This window comes from Actinomadura sp. NPDC048021 (assembly GCF_040653135.1).
In the GTDB taxonomy this organism is placed as follows: Bacteria; Actinomycetota; Actinomycetes; order Streptosporangiales; family Streptosporangiaceae; genus Spirillospora; species Spirillospora verrucosospora.
This window is the reverse complement of sequence record NZ_JBEZJQ010000019.1, coordinates 82190-100733: the sequence shown is the minus strand read 5'-3', so window position 1 is coordinate 100733 and position 18544 is coordinate 82190. Positions and strand designations below refer to the sequence as shown.

The window sequence follows — 18544 nt, the reverse complement described above, 5'->3', positions numbered from 1 at the left end:
CGAACCGGACGCGCCGCGGGCGGGATGCCCGCCGCAACCGCCCGGAGCCGGGGCGACCTCGGATCACCCCCCGGATCACCCGCGCGGGGGGTTAGTCCGCCGGGCGTTCGGGCAAGGGTGCATGAAGCGTCGCGGCCCGGGCCCGGCGCAGCGGTCCTCCGCCCCCGCCTGCGACCGCCCTCCCGCGCGATAGGCTCGCGGCTGGGCGCGGGCTTGATCTTCGCGACCGCGCCCGTGCGGCCGTGCGGGGCGGGGGAAGAGGCGCCGCACCGCCGGGCGTTGTCCTGTGTGGGGGTCGTCTGCGGGGCCGCCGGCGCACAACATTACAGAGTGGTTCTTTGACATCGGTTCGAGAGGAGCCTGGCGTTTCCGTGAGCAGGGACAACAGCACGTTTGAGTGGTCCGACCAGGACCGGCGCGCGGTGGACGTGATCCGCGCCCTCGCCATGGACGCGGTCGAGGAGGCGGGCTCCGGTCACCCAGGCACGGCGATGAGCCTCGCGCCGGCCGCCTACCTTCTCTTCCAGCGGTTCCTGCGGCACGACCCGACGGACCCGCACTGGGCCGGGCGGGACAGGTTCGTGTTGTCCTGCGGCCATTCCAGCCTGACCCTCTACATCCAGCTGTACCTCTCGGGCTACCCGATGACGCTGGACGACCTGAAGTCCCTCCGCAAGTGGGGCAGCCTCACACCCGGCCACCCCGAGCACGGGCACACCGCGGGCGTTGAGACCACCACCGGCCCCCTCGGGCAGGGCATCGCCAACGCCGTGGGCATGGCGATGGCGGCCCGCCGCGAGCGCGGCCTGTTCGACCCGGACGCGCCCGAGGGCGAGTCCCCCTTCGACCACACCGTCTGGGCGTTCGCGTCCGACGGCGACATCGAGGAGGGCATCAGCCACGAGGCGAGCGCGCTGGCGGCGCACCAGCGCCTCGGCAACCTGGTCCTCCTCTACGACGACAACCACATCTCGATCGAGGACGACACCGCGATCGCGCTGTCGGAGGACGTGCGCGCCCGTTACGCGGCCTACGGCTGGGACGTCCACCACGTCGACTGGACGCAGGACGGCGACTACGAGGAGAACGTCGCCGCGCTGGCGAAGGCGTTCGCCGCGGCCAAGGCCGACACGTCCCGCCCGTCCTTCATCGCGCTCCGCACGATCATCGGCTGGCCGGCGCCGAACAAGAAGAACACCGGCAAGATCCACGGTTCGGCGCTCGGCGCCGACGAGGTCGCCGCGACCAAGCAGATCCTCGGCATGGACCCGGCCGAGAGCTTCCAGGTCCCCGAGGACGTGCTGGCCCACGCCCGCGCCGTGTCCGACCGGGGCCGCGCGGACCACGCCGAGTGGAGCAAGGCGTTCGAGGCGTGGCGCTCCGCGAACCCCGAGCGGGCCGCGGAGTTCGACCGGATCTCCTCGCGGACGCTGCCGGCCGGCTGGGAGAGCGCGCTGCCGGAGTTCGAGGCGGGCAAGTCCATCGCGACCCGCGCGGCGTCCGGCGAGGTGCTGGCGTCGCTGGCGCCGGTGCTGCCGGAACTGTGGGGCGGCTCGGCCGACCTCGCGGAGAGCAACAACACGACGATGAAGGGCGAGCCGTCCTTCATCCCGGAGGAGTTCCAGACCAAGGAGTTCCCCGGCCACCGCTACGGCCGCACGCTGCACTTCGGCGTCCGCGAGCACGCGATGGCCGCGATCTGCAACGGCATCGCGCTGCACGGCGGCACCCGCCCCTACGGCGGCACGTTCCTGATCTTCAGTGACTACATGCGCCCGGCGGTCCGGCTGGCGGCGCTGATGAAGCTGCCGGTCACCTTCGTCTGGACGCACGACTCGATCGGGCTCGGCGAGGACGGCCCGACCCACCAGCCCGTCGAGCACCTGTGGGCGCTGCGGGCGATCCCGGGCCTGGACGTCGTCCGCCCCGCCGACGCCAACGAGACCGCGGTGGCGTGGCGGACGATCCTGCAGCACACCGACCGCCCGGCCGGCCTGGCGCTGACCCGGCAGAAGCTGGCGACGCTGGAGCGCGGCGGCGAGATCGCCTCCGCCGAGGGCGCGGCCAAGGGCGGCTACGTGCTGGCCGACGCCGACGGCGGGCGGCCCGAGGTGATCCTCATCGCGACCGGCAGCGAGGTGGAGCTGGCGCTGCAGGCGCGCACGACGCTGCAGTCCGAGGGCACCCCGACCCGCGTGGTGTCGATGCCGTGCGTGGAGTGGTTCGAGCAGCAGAGCGACGCCTACCGGCAGGAGGTGCTGCCGCCGGGCGTGCGCGCCCGGGTGTCGGTCGAGGCCGGCGTGGCGCTCGGCTGGCGCGGCTACGTCGGCGACGCCGGCGAGTCGGTGAGCCTGGAGCACTTCGGCGCCTCGGCCGACTACAAGACCCTGTTCCTGCAGTTCGGCATCACGCCCGAGCGCGTGGTGGCGGCGGCCAAGGCCAGCCTCATCCGGGCCGGCGTGCGCCACGCGGGGCAGGGCGAGACGACCGGCAACTGAGTCACGGCCCGCGAGGCGGGCGGCGTCCGCGCACCCCCGCACGCCGCCCGCCCGCCCCGGCGGGGCGATGAAGACGACGACGAGGAGAAGAGCGATGAGCGACATTCTGAAGAAGCTCTCGGGCGAGGGCGTCTCGATCTGGCTGGACGACATCAGCCGGGAGCGGCTGCGCACGGGCAACCTGGCGGAGCTGGTCAAGGACAAGCACGTCGTCGGCGTCACGTCCAACCCGACGATCTTCGCGAAGGCGCTGAGCAAGGGCGACGCCTACGACGAGCAGGTCCGCGACCTCGCGGTGCGCGGCGTGGACGTCGAGGAGGCGGCCCGCGCCATCACCACCTACGACATCCGGTGGGGCTGCGACGTGCTGCGCCCGGTCTACGACCGGACCGAGGGCCTGGACGGCCGCGTGTCGATCGAGGTCGACCCGCGGGTGGCCCGCGACACCCGCCGCACGATCGCCGAGGCGCGGGCGCTGTGGTGGATGGTGGACCGGCCCAACCTGCTCATCAAGATCCCGGCGACGGAGGAGGGCCTGCCGGCGATCACGGCGGTGCTGGCCGAGGGCATCAGCGTGAACGTGACGCTGATCTTCTCGCTGGAGCGCTACGGCAAGGTCATCGACGCGTTCTTCGCCGGGCTGGAGAAGGCCCGGGAGAACGGCCACGACCTGTCGAAGATCGCCTCGGTGGCCTCGTTCTTCGTCAGCCGGGTGGACACCGAGATCGACAAGCGGCTCGACAAGATCGGCTCGGACGAGGCGAAGGCGCTGCGCTCCAAGGCGGGCCTCGCCAACGCCCGGCTCGCCTACGCGCTGTACGAGGAGAAGTCCGCCACCGACCGGTGGAAGGCGCTCAAGGACGCCGGGGCGCGCCCGCAGCGGCCGCTGTGGGCCTCGACCGGCGTGAAGGACCCCGACCTCAGCGACACCCTGTACGTGGACGAGCTGGTCGCGCCGGGCACGGTCAACACGATGCCGGAGGCGACGCTGGTGGCCGAGGCCGACCACGGCCAGGTCCGCGGCGACACCGTCCGGGGCGCCTATGACGACGCCCGCGCGCACATGGCGGCGCTGAAGGACGTCGGCGTCGACTACGACGACGTCGTGCGGGTGCTGGAGGAGGAGGGCGTCGAGAAGTTCGAGGCGTCCTGGACGGAGCTCCTCGACACCATCACCGGCGAGCTGGAGTCCAAGAAGGCCGGCGCGTGACGTCGGTGGTGACCGCCGGGGGGATCTCGGTCACCATCCGCGGCACCGTCGTCGACGAGAGCGAGACGGTCCTGGACCGTCTCGTCTCCGACGGCGTGCCCGGCTCGCTCGCGTCCCGCAACGCCAAGCTGTGGGGTCCGGACGCGGCCCCGCTCGCCGCCCGCCGGCTCGGCTGGCTGGGCCTGCCGGAGACCTCGCGTTACCTGTGCGACCGGCTGTCGGAGCTGGTGGGCGAGGTCCGCTCCGCCGGGCTCGACCGGATCGTGCTGGCGGCGTCCGGGGGTCCGGCGCTGGCGGCGGAGGCGATCTGCCGGACGGCGGGCGCGGACCTGACCGTCCTCGACACCACCGACCCGCACGAGGTGTCCGCCGTCCTGGCCGCCGGCCTGGACCGGACGCTCGTCGTCGTGGCGGACGAGGGCGTCGAGGCCGAATCGCTGCGGCGCGTCTTCGGGCGCGCCTTCTCCGAGGCCGGGCTGAAGGGCGCCGAGCTGGCCCGCCGGTTCGTCGTGGTCGCCGAAGAGGGCTCCGCCCTCCAGCAGGCGGCCCGCGACGTCGGGCACCACTTCGTCCCGGCCGAGGAGGACGTCGACGGCCGGTTCGGCGCGCTCGGCGCGCGGGCGCTGGTCCCGGCGGCGCTCGCGGGAGTGGACGTCGGGTCCCTGCTGGACGAGGCGTCCCGGCTCGCGGCGGTGCTGCGGCAGCCCTACGACAACCCGGCGCTGGCGCTCGGCGCGGCGCTGGCCTCCTCGGCGCTCGGCTCCCGCGACAAGCTGGTGATCGCCGACCTCGGGTCCGGCCTGGAGGGCTTCGCCGCGTGGGCGGAGCAGCTGGTCGCCGGGGCGATGGGCAAGGACGGCAAGGGTCTGCTCCCGGTCGTGGTGGAGGGCGTCGACGCGCCCGGCTTCGAGCTGACCGGCGACCTGCGGCGCGTCATCCTGGGCCGCCGCCCGGACGAGCCGGGCCCCGGGCGCGAGGCGGGGGTGAGCGTCGCCGGGCCGCTCGGCGGGCAGTTCCTGCTGTGGGAGTACGCGGTCGCGGTGGCGTGCCGGGTGATCGGGGTCGACCCGTTCACCGAGCCCGACGTCGGCGAGTCGCGGGAGAGCACGGCGGCGCTGCTGCGCTCGGAGGAGGGCGCCGCGCCGACGGTGGTGCACCGGCCCCCCGAGCTGGTCGAGGGCGCCGTCGAGGTGCACGCCCCCGAGGACGCGCTGCGCGGCGCGCGGACCCTCACCGAGGCGCTGGACGTCCTGCTGGAGGACATCGAGGACGGCGGCTACCTCGCGCTCCTGGCCTACCTCGACCGGACCGCGGACGCCGCGGCGGCGGAGCTGCGGCCGCTGCTGGCGGCGCGGGCCGCCAAGGTCCGCCGCAATCCCGCCCCCGTCACCTTCGGCTGGGGGCCCCGCTGTCTGCACACGGCCGGGCAGTACCACAAGGGCGGCCCGGCGAACGGCGCGTTCCTGATGGTCACCGGTGCCGTCTCCGGCGACGTCCCCGTGCCGGGCAGGCCCTACAGCCTCGGCGAGCTGCAGCTCGCGCAGGCGTTCGGCGACCTGCGGGTGCTGCGGTCGCTCGGCCGTCCCGCCTTCCGGATCCACCTGCGCGACCGCGCCGAGGGACTCGACCGGCTCGCGGCCGCGCTGGGCTGACCGACCGGGTCCGGCCGCGTCGACTCACCGCGACCGGCCGGATCCGGGACGCGACCAAGAAGATCGATGGAGATGGTCGCGAATGCCCTTTCTCTCCTGAAACGATGGGGGCCGGGAGGGAACGGTGTCAGGATTCGACGTACTCACGCGCGGTGACGTGCTGGACTCGGCGCTGCAGGCGCGGGACTACCTCGTGAGCTGCGGCGTCCCCGGTGCGCTGGCCGCCAAGGACCCCCAGCTGTGGGGGCGGCGGGCGGTCGACCACAGCCGGCTGGGCTGGCTCGACCTGCCGTTCGCCTCCCGCGGGCTGCTGAACCAGGTCGGCGGGCTGGTGGCGGAGGCGCGGTACTCGGGCCTCGACCATGTGGTGCTGATCGGCGTCGGCGCGGAGAGCCTCGCCGCGCAGGCCGTCGTGGAGGCGCAGGCGCCCGCGATGGCGGGCGCCGGCGGCGCGGCCGAGCGGCCGTCCGGCGAGCTGACCGTGCTGGACGGCGGCGACACCGCCGCGCTCGCGTTCGCGATGGAGCGGCTCGACCGCACGCTGGTCGTGCTGGCCAGCAAGGCGGGCGTGTCCCTGGAGGGCGACGCCTACCGCCGGATCTTCGCGGCGGCGTTCCGGGAGCGGGGCCTGTCGGAGCGGGAGATCGCGAGCCGGTTCCTCGTCATCACCGACCACGGCAGCCCACTGCACGACTTCGCCCGCCAGTGCGGCTACCGGATCGGGCTGACCGACCCCTACCTGCCCGGGCACTACGGCGCCCTGTCCGCCTACGGGCTCGTCCCCGCCGTGCTGGCGGGCGCGGACGCCGACCGGCTCCTGGAGGAGGCGGCGTCGCTCGTGCCGTCGCTGTCCAGGAACGAGGACAACCCGGGCCTGCTGCTCGGCGCCGTCATCGGCGGCTGCGCGCAACAGGGGCCGGGCGGCCTCGCCCGCGACAAGGTGCTGCTGCGCGAACCGGGCGGGCCGGGCGCGCTGAGCGCGTGGATCGCCCAGCTGCTCGCGGTCGGCACCGGCAAGCGGGGGCGCGGCGTGCTGGCCTTCGAGCCGCCCGGCGGCCGGGGCGACTTCCCCGACGTGCACGGCGTGTCGGTCAATCCGCGCTCGGCGGCGCAGGACGAGTCCGACACCTCGGTGTGGGCGCCGCTCGGCGCGCAGTTCCTGCTGTGGGAGTACGCGACGGCGGTCGCCGGGTGGCTGCTCGGCGTGAACCCGTTCGAGGCGGGCAGCGCGGTCGTCCAGGAAGCCGAGGACGACGCCGCCACGCTGCTGCGCACGGTCGCGACCGGGTCGCTCACGGCGGAGCGGCCGGTGTACGTCGAGGACGACATCGAGGTGCACGCCGACTTCCCGTGGCCGCCCGGCGCCGAGCTGCAGACCGTCCTCGGCGGCCTGGTCGCCTCGGTGCCGTCCGACGGCTACCTCGCGGTCATGACGTACCTGTCGGGCGACTTCTCCGGGCGCTACCTCGCGCCGTCGCTGGCCCGCGCGTCCGGGCGCCCCGTCGCCTACGGGCCGGGACCCGGCTACCCGCACGCCACGGGTCCGGTGCACAAGGACGGTCCGGGCAACGGCGCGTTCCTGATCATCACCGGCGATCCCGCGCCGGGCGACGCGCTGGCCGCGCACCCCGTCCCCGGGCGCCCCTACAGCCTGGCGCAGCTGCAGATCGCGCGCGCCCTCGGGGAGCTGCGGGCGCTGCGCGCGCGGCGGCTGCCGGTCATCCGGCTGCACCTGCGCAACCCGGTGGACGGCGCGGGACGGCTGATCGAGGCGGTCCGCGCGGTGGCGGGGGCGCGCAGACCGTGAGCTTCACCGCCGTCGTCTCGGGGGAGACGGCCATCACCGCTCGCGGTCCGCTGAAGGAGGCCGCCGAGCGGGTCCTGGGAAGGTTGTGGATCGACCAGGTGCCGGTCCGGCTCGCCTCGGAGGACGCGTCGCTGTGGCCGTCGGCGGCCACCGCCGGCGTGGAGGGCCGCCCGCTGTGCTGGCCTGGGCAGCCCGGTCCCGGCCGCGCGGTGTTGGAACGTGCCGAACAGCTGCGCGCGCGGGCCCGCGAGGACGGGCTGACCGACGTGGTGCTGCTCGGCGGCGGCGCCCCGGCCCGCGCCGCAGAGCTGATCGTCCGCGCCGGCGGAGCACCCGCGCCGGACGGCCGCGGCTCGCTGACGGTGCTGGACGGCCCCGACCCCGGGCCGCCGCTGCGCCTCAGGGAGGACCCGGAGCGGCTGAACCGGACGGCGTTCGTGGTGACCGGCGGCGACCCGGCCACCGAGGCGCTGCGCGAGGTGCTCGCGGAGGCGCTGCGGGAGGAGGGCCTGTCCCCCGCCGGGATCGCGCGGCGGTTCGTGACGGTCGCCGAGCCGCGCGCGGCGGCGGCCGGGCACGCGGCGGAGGCGGGGCACGCGCTGGTGGAGGCTCCGGCGCCCACCGCGTTCGGCGCGCTGTCCCCCTACGCGCTGGTGCCCGCGGCGCTCGCCGGCGCCGACGTCGGGGCGCTGCTGGAGGAGGCCACCGCCGTCCTGCCGTCGCTCACGCGGCCGGAGCACAATCCGGGGCTCGTGCTCGGCGCCATCCTCGGCGGAGCGGCCCGCGCCGGGCGGCGGACGGCCGTGCTCGGCGGCTACCCGGCGGCGCTGCCGGGCATCGCCGGATGGGCGGCGCTGCTGCTGCGGGAGGCGGCGGGCGGCCGGCTGGTGCCGGTCGTCCAGGACGGGGGCCTGCCGTTGCAGCCCGACGACGACCTGTTCCTGCTGACGTTCGACGGCCGCCCGCACCAGGACGACGCCACGGTCGCCGGGCCGCTCGCCGCGCAACTCGTCGTATGGGAGTACGCCGCCGCGGTGGCGTCCTACCTGCTGGAGGCCGACCCGCTGGCGGCGGCGGAACGGCCCGCCCCGATGACGCTGGACGACGGGACCGGCGAGCCGCTGTTCGCCGACGGCGACCCCGGCCAGGCGGTCGAGGCCCGCACGGCCGTCCCCGCGCTGGCCGGCGCGTCCGGGCTCACCGGGCTCACCGGGCTGCTGGACGCGCTGGCCGGTCGCGTCGGGCGGGGCGAGCACCTCGTGCTGGTCGCCCACCTCGACCCGGACGAGGCGCGCGGCCAGGGTGCGCAGGTGCGCCGGCTCGCCGCGCTGCTCGCCGCGCGCTGCGGGCGGCCGGTGCGGGTGGACTGGGGCACGCGGCCGCCCGCGACCGGAAATGATCACCCGGACGGATGCGTTTACCTTCTGGTGACCGGGAACGTCGTCCGCGACGTGCCGGTCCCCGGCCGGCACCACACGCTCGGCATGCTGCAGCTCGCGCGGGCGCTGGGGGACGCCCGCGACGCGTGCGCGGCGGGCCGCCCGGTGGTCCGGCTCCACCTGCAGAACCGCTGGGCGGGGCTGGCCCGGCTGCTCGACGCCGCCAGAGGAGACATATGAGCGCGCACACCGGGAACCGGCGAAGACCGTGGCCGGACAGGGGGCGATACCGAGTTGGGGCCCGCGATACGAGTTGGGGCAGGATGCTTGAAGCAGTAGTCGAAGAAGGCGCAGTGCGATCAGAGGGGGCCACGTGACCAACACAGCCAATCCGCTCCGCGACCCGCGGGACAAGCGCCTGCCGCGGGTGGCCGGGCCGTGCGTGCTCGTGCTGTTCGGTGTCACCGGGGACCTGTCGCGCAAGAAGCTCCTCCCGGCGATCTACGATCTGGCGAACCGGGGGCTGCTGCCGCCGGGCTTCTCCCTGGTGGGATTCGCTCGGCGCGACTGGGAGAACGAGGACTTCCGCCAGATCGCCTACGAGTCCGTCAAGGCCCACGCGCGGACCCCGTTCCGCGAGGACGTGTGGACGCACCTGATGGAGGGCATGCACTTCGTCCCCGGTGAGTTCAGCGACCCGGGCGCGTTCGACGCGCTGGCGATGGCGGTCAAGGAGCTGGACGAGAGCCGCGGCACCGGGGGCAACTACGCGTTCTACCTGTCGATCCCCCCGAAGTTCTTCCCGCAGGTCGTCGAGCAGCTGCAGCGCAGCGGCCTCGCCGACCGCAAGGAGGGCTCCTGGCGCCGGGTCGTCATCGAGAAGCCCTTCGGCCGCGACCTGAAGACCGCGGTGGAGCTGAACGACACCGTGCACCGCGTGTTCCCCGAGGAGGCGATCTTCCGGATCGACCACTACCTCGGCAAGGAGACGGTGCAGAACATCCTGGCCCTGCGGTTCGCCAACACGATGTTCGAGCCGATCTGGAACCGCTCCTTCGTCGACCACGTGCAGATCACGATGGCCGAGGACATCGGGATCGGCGGCCGGGCCGGGTACTACGACGGCATCGGCGCCGCCCGCGACGTCATCCAGAACCACCTGCTCCAGTTGCTGGCGCTCACCGCGATGGAGGAGCCGACCTCGTTCAGCGCCGACGCCGTCCGCGCCGAGAAGGCCAAGATCCTTTCCGCGGTGCGGGTGCGGGGCGACCTGGCCCAGTCGACGGCGCGCGGGCAGTACGCGGCGGGCTGGCAGGGCGGCGTGAGCGTCCGGGGGTACCTGGAGGAGGAGGGCATCCCCGCCGACTCGCGCACCGAGACCTACGCGGCGGTCAAGCTGGAGATCGACAACCGCCGCTGGGCGGGCGTCCCGTTCTACCTGCGCACCGGCAAGCGGCTGAGCCGCCGGGTCACGGAGGTGGCGATGGTGTTCCAGCAGGCGCCGCACCTGCCGTTCTCACACACCGACACCGAGGAGCTCGGGCAGAACGCCCTGGTGATGCGGGTGCAGCCGGACGAGGGCATCACGGTCCGGTTCGGCTCGAAGGTGCCCGGCACCTCGATGGAGATCCGCGACGTCAACATGGACTTCGCCTACGGCGAGTCCTTCACCGAGGCCTCGCCCGAGGCCTACGAGCGGCTGCTGCTCGACGTGCTGATCGGCGACCCGCCGCTGTTCCCCCGGCAGGAGGAGGTCGAGCTGTCCTGGAAGATCCTCGACCCCATCGAGGAGTACTGGGCCAGCCGGGGCGGCCTCGACCAGTACAAGGCCGGCGGCTACGGGCCCGACAGCGCCGACGAGCTGATGGCGCGGGACGGCCGAACCTGGAGGCGGCTCTAGATGAACATCGATCTGACCGGCACGACGACCCGCAAGATCCAGGACGCGCTGACGCAGTCCCGGCATCTGATGGGCGGCCCGGCCGTCGGCATGGTGCTCACACTGATCATCGTGACGGACGAGTCGGCGCAGTACGACGCGGTGCGCGCCGCGACCGAGGCGGCGCGCGAGCACCCCTGCCGGGTGCTGACCGTCATCTCCCGCGACCCGCGGGGCAACTCCTCGCGGCTCGACGCGGAGATCCGGATGGGCGAGACCGGCCCCGGCGAGACGGTGCTGCTGCGCATGTACGGGCCGCTCGCCGAGCACGCCGACTCCGTCGTCGTGCCGCTGCTGATGCCCGACACCCCGGTGGTGACGTGGTGGCCCGGCGGCAAGGTGCCGAAGGTGCCCGCCAAGGACCCGCTGGGCCGGCTGGCGCAGCGCCGGGTGACCGACGCCTACGCGGCCCGCGACCGGCTCGGCACCCTGGCCCAGCTCGCCGAGGGCTACCGGCCGGGCGACACCGACTTCACCTGGACGCGGCTGACCTCCTGGCGGTCGCTGCTGGCGGCCGCGCTCGACCAGGAGCACGACGAGATCACCTCGGGCGAGGTGATGGCCGAACCGGACTCCCCGAGCGCGGAGCTGCTGGCGGCGTGGCTGTCGGTCCGGCTCGGCGTCCCGGTGGACCGGAGGGTCTCCGAGGGCCCCGGCATCACCGGCGTCCGGCTGGTGACGACGGGCGGCGACCTGGTCATCGACCGCCCGGACGGGCGGGTCGCGACGCTGTGCCGCCCCGGCCAGCCCGACCGGCAGGTGTCGCTGATGCGGCGGCCGATGGCGGAGCTGCTGGCCGAGGAGCTGCGGCGCCTCGACCCCGACGAGGTCTACCGCGACGCCGCCGCCCGGTTCGCCAAGGACCTGGCGGGCGGGACGCAGAAGCCGGGCGTGGCGAGCGAGCCGGTGTCGGCGACGTCCGACGCGGCCGCGCCGCCCAGGAAGCAGGCGACGGCCAAGCGGGCGGGAGCCGGGCAGGCGGACTCGAAGCAGGCGGACTCGAAGCAGCCGGCGCGCAAGGGCCGCGGCAGGACGGGGGACGCGTGACCGCCCCGACCGTCCTGGTCCACCGCGACCAGTCCCTGCTCGCCGAGGCGGCCGCGGCCCGGCTCGTGACGCGGATCGCCGACGCCCAGGCGGCGCGGGGTACGGCGTCGGTGGTGCTCACCGGCGGCGGCGTCGGCACGGCGGTGCTCGCCGCGCTGGCCGCCTCCGGCGCCCGCGACGCGGTCGACTGGGGCCGGCTCGACCTGTGGTGGGGCGACGAGCGCTTCCTGCCCGCCGGAGACCCCGAGCGCAACGAGACCGGGGCGCGGGAGGCGCTGCTCGACCACGTCCCGCTCGACCCGGCGCGGGTCCACGCGATGCCGGCGGCCGACGGCCCGGACGGCGACGACCCGGACGCCGCGGCCGAGCGGTACGCCGCCGAGCTGCGGTCCGCCGCCGGAACGGGGGGCGGACCGGTCCCGGCCTTCGACGTGGTGATGCTGGGCGTCGGCCCCGACGCGCACGTGGCGTCGCTGTTCCCGGAGCTGCCGGCGCTGCGCGACGAGGGAGCGGTGGCGGCGGTGCGGGGCGCCCCGAAGCCGCCCCCGACCCGGATCTCGCTGACGTTCCCCTCTCTGCGCGCCGCGGACGAGGTGTGGCTGCTGGCGGCGGGCGAGTCCAAGGCGAAGGCCATCGGGCTCGGGCTGGCGCCGGACGCGGACCCCTTCCACGTCCCGTGCGCGGGGGCCCGCGGGCGGAGCCGGACCCTGTTCCTGCTCGACCGGGCCGCCGCGTCCGAGCTTCCGCCGGGTACGGGGCGCGTCATCGCCCCTTGAACCCCGCGTGAAGTAAGGCCCGTACACCTGGGAGAAGACTGAACAGTAGCGGTGCTCCCGCATGCCTCGGCCGAAAGCGTGCATACCTTCACCAAGGGAAAACCCGCGTCGAGCGTGAGGAGTTCTCAGGTGCTCAAGGGTCGGACCGGGACGGTGGGAGCGGCGGTCGCCGGGGCGGCGGTGATCGCCGCCGCGGGCTGCTCGTCCGGTGGCGGTGGAGGAGGGGGCGGTGACGGCGGCGAGGCCGGGGACGCGGTGAAGCTCGCCGTCACGCCCGCCACCGGGACGCGGCAGGCGGCCCCGGACAAACCGGTCACCGTCACGGCGGACAACGGCACGCTCACGAGCGTGACCGTCACCTACGGCAAGAAGGGCGCGAAGGCCGCGGGGAAGCTCGCCGCCGACAGGAAGTCGTGGACGTCGTCGTGGACGCTGCGGCCGTCCACGACGTACACGGTCACGGCCAAGGCCACCGGGGACGGCGGCAAGCAGGCCACGACGACGTCGACGTTCACGACGCTGACGCCGCGCAGGAAGCTGGAGAGCGGCATGTCGCCGCTGGACGGCGAGACCGTCGGCGTCGGCATGCCCGTCCAGCTGCTGCTGTCCAAGCCGGTGAGCACCAAGGCCGGCAAGGCGGCGGTGGAGAAGGCCCTCGAGGTCCGCATGTCCAAGCCGGTCGAGGGCGCCTGGTCCTGGATCGGCGACAAGGAGGTCGACTTCCGGCCCCGCGACTACTGGCCGTCCGGGCAGAAGGTGGAGGTCGTCGCGCACCTGGCGGGGCTGAACGCCGGCGGGGGCATGTACGGGATGAAGGACCGCACCGTCGGCTTCACCGTCGGGCCGCGTCACATCACCACCGTCGACGCCAAGAAGCACCGGGCGACGGTCACCGACGGCGGCAGGACGGTGCGGACGATGAAGGTGAGCCTCGGCAAGCCGGGCCACGACAGCTACAGCGGCACCATGATCGCGCAGGAGAAGGCGGCGCACATCGTCATGGACTCGGCCACCACCGGCGACCCCGGCGAGTACCGGATCCCGACGAAGTGGAACGTCCGGCTCACCTACAGCGGGACGTTCGTCCACTCGGCGCCGTGGTCGACCGACGCGCAGGGCAACGACAACGTCAGCCACGGGTGCGTGAACGCCTCCCCGGGCGACGCCAAGTGGTTCTACGACTTCACCAACCGGGGCGACGTGGTGAAGGTGACCGGCACGTCGCGGCAGCTCCAGTTCGGGAACGGGCCGACGCCGTGGGCGAAGTCCTGGGACGCATGGCTGAAGGGCAGCGCGGTGGGCGAGCCGGTCATGGGCACGCCCCTCGCCTGAGGCCACCGGTGCCGTCCGCGACCCCACTGGCACACTTGGTGCCATGCAGAAGCTCTCGTTGGACGCACAGGTCCGGGGCCTGATGAAGCGCGCCGCCGCGGCCTCGACCGGGCGCGGCGCCGAGACCGTGTACGGCGGGCACGAGCACGTCCTGCGCCAGACGCTGATCGCCATGACGGCGGGCACGGCGCTGGCGGAGCACGAGAGCCCCGGCGAGGCGACGGTCCTGGTCATGCAGGGCCGCGTGCGGCTGGTGGCCGGCCAGGACTCCTGGGACGGCATCGCCGGGGACCTGCTGATCATCCCGGACGCGCGGCACAGCCTGGAGGCGCTGGAGGACGCCGCGGTGCTGCTCACCGTGGCCAAGCCCGGCTGACCGGGCGGTGAGGCGCCGGGCCGGGCCGCCCGATGTCGGGCGGCCCGGCCCGGCGCCTCCGGGAGGGGCGCCGCGCCTCAGTCGCAGGTGAAGTCCCGCGCGGGAAGGCGGCCGGTCAGCAGGTAGCCGTTGACCGTGTCCATGACGCAGGCGTTCGGGTAGCCGCGCTGGTAGGGCGCGTGGACGTCGGCGTCCAGCGTGACCATCCGCGATCCGCGCAGCAGCCCGTGCAGAGCCTGGTTGCTCGCGTAGATCGTGCGGGTGTCGCCGGTCGCGGCCACCATCAGCGCGGGCAGCCGCCCGCCGACCTCGGTCGGCCGCTCCGCGGGCCGCGCGGGCCAGAACGCGCACGGGTTGACGTTGCGGGTCAGGGGCGCGAACAGCGGGCTGGCCGCCCGGTTCCGCTCGATGTCGCGCCGGTAGGACTCCGGATCGCGCGACGCCGTCGCGTCCCCGCAGATGATGGCGGTCTGCCCGCTCCCGTACACCGATTCGGCACCGGTGAGCAGGAACTTGAGTTCCTCGTCCAGTTCCTTGGTCGGCTGGACGCTCTCCCCCGCCGCGGCCTTGACGAAGACGCGCAGCGACTCCGCCAGCGTGGCCCTGGCCTGGTCCTCGTCGGTGCCGAGGTCGTTGAACAGCACGGCCGGCAGCACGGTGTCGTCCACGCGGTACGGGCCGACGGCGAGGGGCTTCCCGCCGGCCGCCCTGACGAGCCCGCGCACGGTGCCGAGGACTTCGTCGCGGGTGCCGCCGAGGCCGTAGGCCGCGTCGCGCTTCGCCGCCCATGCGGCCCACGCGGCGAGCGCGTGGTCGTTGGCGCCCTCGGTGCCGGCCAGCAGGCGCGGGCCGAAGCCGGCCGGGTCGACCGAGCTGTCGAGGACGACGCGGTCGAGGCGGCCGGGGAACATCGTCGCGTACACCGACCCGAGGTAGGTGCCGTAGGACGCGCCGTTGTAGGAGACCTTCCGCTCGCCGAGCGCCCCCCGGACGATGTCCATGTCGCGGGCGATGTTGCGCGTGCTGATGTGCGGCAGGACGCCGGCGTCGGTCCGCGCGCAGCGGTCGGCGAGGTCCTTGGCGAACGCCGCGGACCGGTCGAAGGAGCGGCGGCTCTCCCCCGCCGACCGGATCCACGTCCCGGCGGGCCAGTGGCAGTCCACCGCGGCGCTGCGGCCGAGCGAGCGCGGGTCCATCCCCACCAGGTCGTACCGAGGACCGGCCTTCCCCATGAGGGAGCGCATGTAGGGCGGCATGTCGAGGGCGGGCCCCGGGCCTCCCCCGTTGAGGATCATCGTGCCGATGCGGTGGGCGCGGTCGGACGCCTTCAGGCGGGAGATCGCCACGGTGATGGTGCGGCCCTCGGGACGGCGGTAGTCGAGCGGGACGGTGACGTCCGCGCACCGGGCGCCCGCCTTGTCGAGCTCCTTGCCGACCTCGTCACCGGCGTCGAGGGTGCACTTCTTCCAGTCCAGCCGCTGGTCGTAGAAGCGGGCGAGACCGCCCTTCCCGGTCGTGGCCGCTGCTGGAGCGGCGACCGGCGCACCGGTCGGTGCGGCGGCCGGTGCGGCTGCCCCGTCGCAGAAGGCCGTCTCGACGAGCCGCATCTGGTCGTCGAACGCCTCCTGGGTGGACGGGTTCTCGTTGAGGGCGACCGTCACGCGGCGCCCGGACGGCGCGACGCCCGAGACGGTGACGTAGCTTGGGAGGCCGCCCGCGTGCCCCCACCAGGTGCCGCCGCAGCGCAGCGGGGTCTCGATGAGGCCGAGGCCGTAGGCCGCGCCGTCCCAGATGCGGTCGGGGTCGGCGGGGACCGTCTGCCTCATCTGCGCGAGCATCGCGGGACTCAGCAGGCGGCCGCCCATCAGCGCACCGAAGAAGACGTTCAGGTCGCGGGGGCTGGAGATCAGCGCGCCGCCGGCCCAGCCCATCGTCGTGTTCATCTCGGTGTAGTCGTTCCAGCGGACGGTCCCGTCGCGCTCCTCGCGCATGTAGCCGTGCGCGTGCGCTCCCCTGATCCGCGTCTCGTCGCCCGGCCAGTAGGTGTCGCGCAGCCGCAGCGGCCGGATGATCCGGTGCTGGACCTCGTCCTCCAGGCTGCGCCCGCCCGCCTTCTCCGCGATGAGCCCCGCGATGATGTAGTTCGTGGTCGAGTAGTGCCAGCCGGGGCGCGGGGGCGGGAGCTTCAGCGCCCGGTCGATCAGTTCACCGGGCTCGAAGTGCCGGAAGCGGTACTCGTCCGGGTCCGAGAAGGTGTCGGTGTAGTCGGGCAGGCCGCTGGTGTGCCGCAGCAGGCTCCGCACGGTGATCTTCCGGCCGTCGTAGCCGCCCCGGTCGAGCAGACCGGGCAGGTAGCGCTCGACCGGGGCGTCCAGCGAGATCCGGCCCTCCCGCGCCAGCTGGAGCACGGTGACGGCCGTGAACGTCTTGGTGATGCTGGCGATCCGTACGCGCAGGTCCGCGCTCATCGGCCTCCCCGTGCGGCGGTCGGCCACCCCGCTGCCGGCCTTCCACGTCCCGCACGCGGGATCGTCGACGCGCACGGCGGCGCCCGTGAGCCCGTGCGTTCCGGTCAGCCGCTCCAGTGCCCGCAGGGTCGCCGCGCGGTCGGCGCAGCCGGCCGGCGCCGGCTCGGCTCGCGCGGGTGCCGGGACGGCGGCGGCCGCGGCGATCGCGGCCCCCGCCGCCAGCACCGCGACCGCCCGTCTGGCGGCCTCGCGCCGCCTCGGTGGTGTCGTCGTCATGCCCACAGACGCTAGGCACGCGAAGGCGCGGGCACACTGCGGGCAGCGGGCGGCCGCGGGGTGGGGACAGCCCCAGGACGCGTCCCGCAGACCAAAGTCGACGCGGCGCCGACCTGCGGCCACTGACGGAGGCGGTCGGCATGGCTACCGTGGGGCGGATGGACCTCCTGCGCCGGCCGTGGCGCGACTGGCTCGGCGACCTCGGCGCCGCCGGCGCCGCGATGGCGCTCGGCTGGGTGCTGCTCCAGGGCACGATCGACGACCTGCCCCCCGGGGAGACGATCCTGGTCCGGCGGGACGTGCTGATCGGCGCCGTCGCCTGCGTGTTCCTCGTCCTCTTCCGGCGCCGCCATCCGGTGGCCCTCGCGGTCGTGATGGTGTTCGCGCAGTGGGCGGCGACGACGACGCTCGGCACGGCGGCGATCGCGATGTACTCGCTGGCGATGCTGCGGCCCTGGCGGATCGCGCTGCCGATCGCCGGCGCCAGCCTGGCACTGATCATCGTGTTGTTCCGGTTCGCGTCGCCCGACGGGCAGTTCCTCCAGGGAAGCGTCATCTTCGCGCTGATCTACGCGGTCCTCGTGACGACGGGCATGCTGGTGCGGTCCCGGCGGCAGCTCATCGCCTCGCTGGAGGAGCGGGCCCGCGCCGCCGAGACCGAGCAGCGGCTGCGGGTCGAGGAGGCCCGGCTGCTGGAGCGCGAGCGGCTCGCCCGCGAGATGCACGACGTCCTCGCGCACCGCATCTCGCTGCTGGCGGTGCACGCGGGGGCGCTGGAGTTCGGCCCGGGCACGCCGGACGGGCAGCGCGAGGCCGCCGGGATCATCCGGCGCAGCGCCTACGAGGCGATGGAGGACCTGCGCGAGGTGATCGGCGTCCTGCGCGACGACGCGCCCGGCGCCGATCCCGAGCGCCCGCAGCCGACGCTCGCGGACGTCCCCGCGCTCGTCGAGGAGTCGCGGCGGGCCGGGGGCCGCGTCACGCTGGAGCGGAACGTCCCCGACCCCGGGATGGTCCCCTCCCGCGTGGGACGGCACGCCTACCGGATCGTCCAGGAGGGGCTGACGAACGCCCGCAAGCACGCGCCGGGCGCGGACGTCCGGGTGTCCCTGGACGCGGGTGCCGAACTGGACGTCGAGATCGTCAACGCGATGCCCGCCGGCCCGCCCGCCCTGCCCCTCCCCGGCTCCGGCACGGGGCTGGTGGGCCTCGCCGAGCGCGTGGCGCTGCTCGGCGGGACCCTGGAGCACGGCCGCACCGGCGACGGGCGGTTCCGGTTGCGCGCCCGCCTTCCGCTGCGGGCCGCGCATGGCGCCGGTACCGGTGGGAAAGGTGATACTCATGGCAGCGAACTCCTCTGACGAGCCCGTCCTCGAAGAACTCGACCGCGCCGAGTGCATGAAGCTCCTCGCCGGCGGCACCATCGGCCGGGTGGCGTTCGACGACGGCGAGGGACCGACGGTCATCCCCGTGAACTACGCGGTCGAGGGAGACTCGGTGATCTTCCGCACATCCGCGGCGGGCCGGCTGACCCGCAACCTGCTGACGGCGGTGACCGGCGGGGAGGTCCGGGCGGCCTTCGAGGTCGACCGGTTCGAGGAGGCCCGCCACGAGGGCTGGAGCGTGCTGCTGCGGGGCGGCGCGCACCTTCTCTCCGAGGCGGAGAAGGCCGAGGTCGCGCAGGTCCGGCCGTGGCCCGGTGGCGATCGGGAGGCGTGGTTCCGGCTGGCGGCGTCGAGCGTCACCGGACGCCGCCTGCGCCGCGACTGAGCCGCCCGTAGGGT

General features: G+C 74.5%; 13 protein-coding genes. 12 read left to right on the top strand and 1 reads right to left on the bottom strand.

Going from position 1 to position 18544, the window contains the following annotated elements:
- Window positions 1-371: 371 nt before the first annotated feature.
- The 10 genes from tkt (at window position 372) to AB0C87_RS28460 (ending at window position 14016) form a co-directional block, all read left to right on the top strand.
- Window positions 372-2498, top strand: coding sequence for a transketolase (gene tkt, locus AB0C87_RS28505; protein WP_353833775.1), 2127 nt, complete (start codon window positions 372-374; stop codon window positions 2496-2498).
- Between the two features lie 94 nt (window positions 2499-2592).
- Window positions 2593-3708: a transaldolase gene (gene tal / locus AB0C87_RS28500; RefSeq protein WP_345181025.1), complete on the top strand. Its 1116-nt coding sequence runs from the start codon at window positions 2593-2595 to the stop codon at window positions 3706-3708.
- Window positions 3705-5360, top strand: a complete 1656-nt coding sequence (locus AB0C87_RS28495) for a glucose-6-phosphate isomerase (RefSeq protein ID WP_360580380.1) — start codon at window positions 3705-3707, stop codon at window positions 5358-5360. Before tal ends, AB0C87_RS28495 begins: the two co-directional genes overlap by 4 nt.
- Window positions 5361-5484: 124 nt before the next feature.
- Window positions 5485-7167, top strand: a complete 1683-nt coding sequence (locus AB0C87_RS28490) for a phosphoheptose isomerase (RefSeq protein WP_345181020.1) — start codon at window positions 5485-5487, stop codon at window positions 7165-7167.
- On the top strand, window positions 7164-8786 hold the full coding sequence (locus AB0C87_RS28485; protein WP_360580378.1) for a glucose-6-phosphate isomerase: 1623 nt from the start codon (window positions 7164-7166) through the stop codon (window positions 8784-8786). The genes AB0C87_RS28490 and AB0C87_RS28485 overlap by 4 nt, the downstream gene beginning before the upstream one ends.
- 133 nt (window positions 8787-8919) lie before the next feature.
- On the top strand, window positions 8920-10446 hold the full coding sequence (gene zwf / locus AB0C87_RS28480) for a glucose-6-phosphate dehydrogenase (RefSeq protein WP_345181016.1): 1527 nt from the start codon (window positions 8920-8922) through the stop codon (window positions 10444-10446).
- Window positions 10447-11532, top strand: coding sequence for a glucose-6-phosphate dehydrogenase assembly protein OpcA (opcA, locus tag AB0C87_RS28475; RefSeq protein ID WP_353833778.1), 1086 nt, complete (start codon window positions 10447-10449; stop codon window positions 11530-11532). It begins immediately after the preceding gene.
- On the top strand, window positions 11529-12308 hold the full coding sequence (gene pgl, locus AB0C87_RS28470) for a 6-phosphogluconolactonase (RefSeq protein WP_353833779.1): 780 nt from the start codon (window positions 11529-11531) through the stop codon (window positions 12306-12308). The genes opcA and pgl overlap by 4 nt, the downstream gene beginning before the upstream one ends.
- A gap of 129 nt (window positions 12309-12437) precedes the next feature.
- The gene (locus AB0C87_RS28465) at window positions 12438-13640 is read left to right on the top strand and encodes an Ig-like domain-containing protein (RefSeq protein WP_345181009.1); all 1203 of its coding nucleotides are present in this window, start codon (window positions 12438-12440) and stop codon (window positions 13638-13640) included.
- 43 nt (window positions 13641-13683) lie between these two features.
- On the top strand, window positions 13684-14016 hold the full coding sequence (locus tag AB0C87_RS28460; RefSeq protein ID WP_345181007.1) for a cupin domain-containing protein: 333 nt from the start codon (window positions 13684-13686) through the stop codon (window positions 14014-14016).
- 77 nt (window positions 14017-14093) lie between these two features.
- Here the strand turns inward: AB0C87_RS28460 and AB0C87_RS28455 are convergent, their stop codons facing one another.
- Entirely contained in the window at window positions 14094-16760 is a 2667-nt protein-coding gene (locus tag AB0C87_RS28455) for an alpha/beta fold hydrolase (RefSeq protein ID WP_353835853.1), read from the bottom strand.
- Window positions 16761-16918: 158 nt separating this feature from the next.
- On the opposite strand from AB0C87_RS28455, the gene AB0C87_RS28450 reads away from it, so the two are divergent.
- Both AB0C87_RS28450 and AB0C87_RS28445 read left to right on the top strand, forming a co-directional pair.
- Window positions 16919-18121: a histidine kinase gene (locus tag AB0C87_RS28450; RefSeq protein ID WP_360580374.1), complete on the top strand. Its 1203-nt coding sequence runs from the start codon at window positions 16919-16921 to the stop codon at window positions 18119-18121.
- Complete coding sequence (locus AB0C87_RS28445) at window positions 18102-18530, top strand: pyridoxamine 5'-phosphate oxidase family protein (RefSeq protein ID WP_345184407.1); 429 nt, start codon at window positions 18102-18104, stop codon at window positions 18528-18530. The genes AB0C87_RS28450 and AB0C87_RS28445 overlap by 20 nt, the downstream gene beginning before the upstream one ends.
- The last annotated feature ends 14 nt before the right edge of the window (window positions 18531-18544 follow it).

Bases quoted from the DNA above. Each gene is read 5' to 3' on its own strand.
- tal (WP_345181025.1), top strand. From the start codon at position 2,593: ATGAGCGACATTCTGAAGAAGCTCTCGGGCGAGGGCGTCTCGATCTGG.
- opcA (WP_353833778.1), top strand. From the start codon at position 10,447: ATGAACATCGATCTGACCGGCACGACGACCCGCAAGATCCAGGACGCG.
- AB0C87_RS28460 (WP_345181007.1), top strand. From the start codon at position 13,684: ATGCAGAAGCTCTCGTTGGACGCACAGGTCCGGGGCCTGATGAAGCGC.
- AB0C87_RS28455 (WP_353835853.1), bottom strand. From the start codon at position 16,760: ATGACGACGACACCACCGAGGCGGCGCGAGGCCGCCAGACGGGCGGTC.
- AB0C87_RS28450 (WP_360580374.1), top strand. From the start codon at position 16,919: ATGGACCTCCTGCGCCGGCCGTGGCGCGACTGGCTCGGCGACCTCGGC.
- AB0C87_RS28445 (WP_345184407.1), top strand. From the start codon at position 18,102: ATGGCAGCGAACTCCTCTGACGAGCCCGTCCTCGAAGAACTCGACCGC.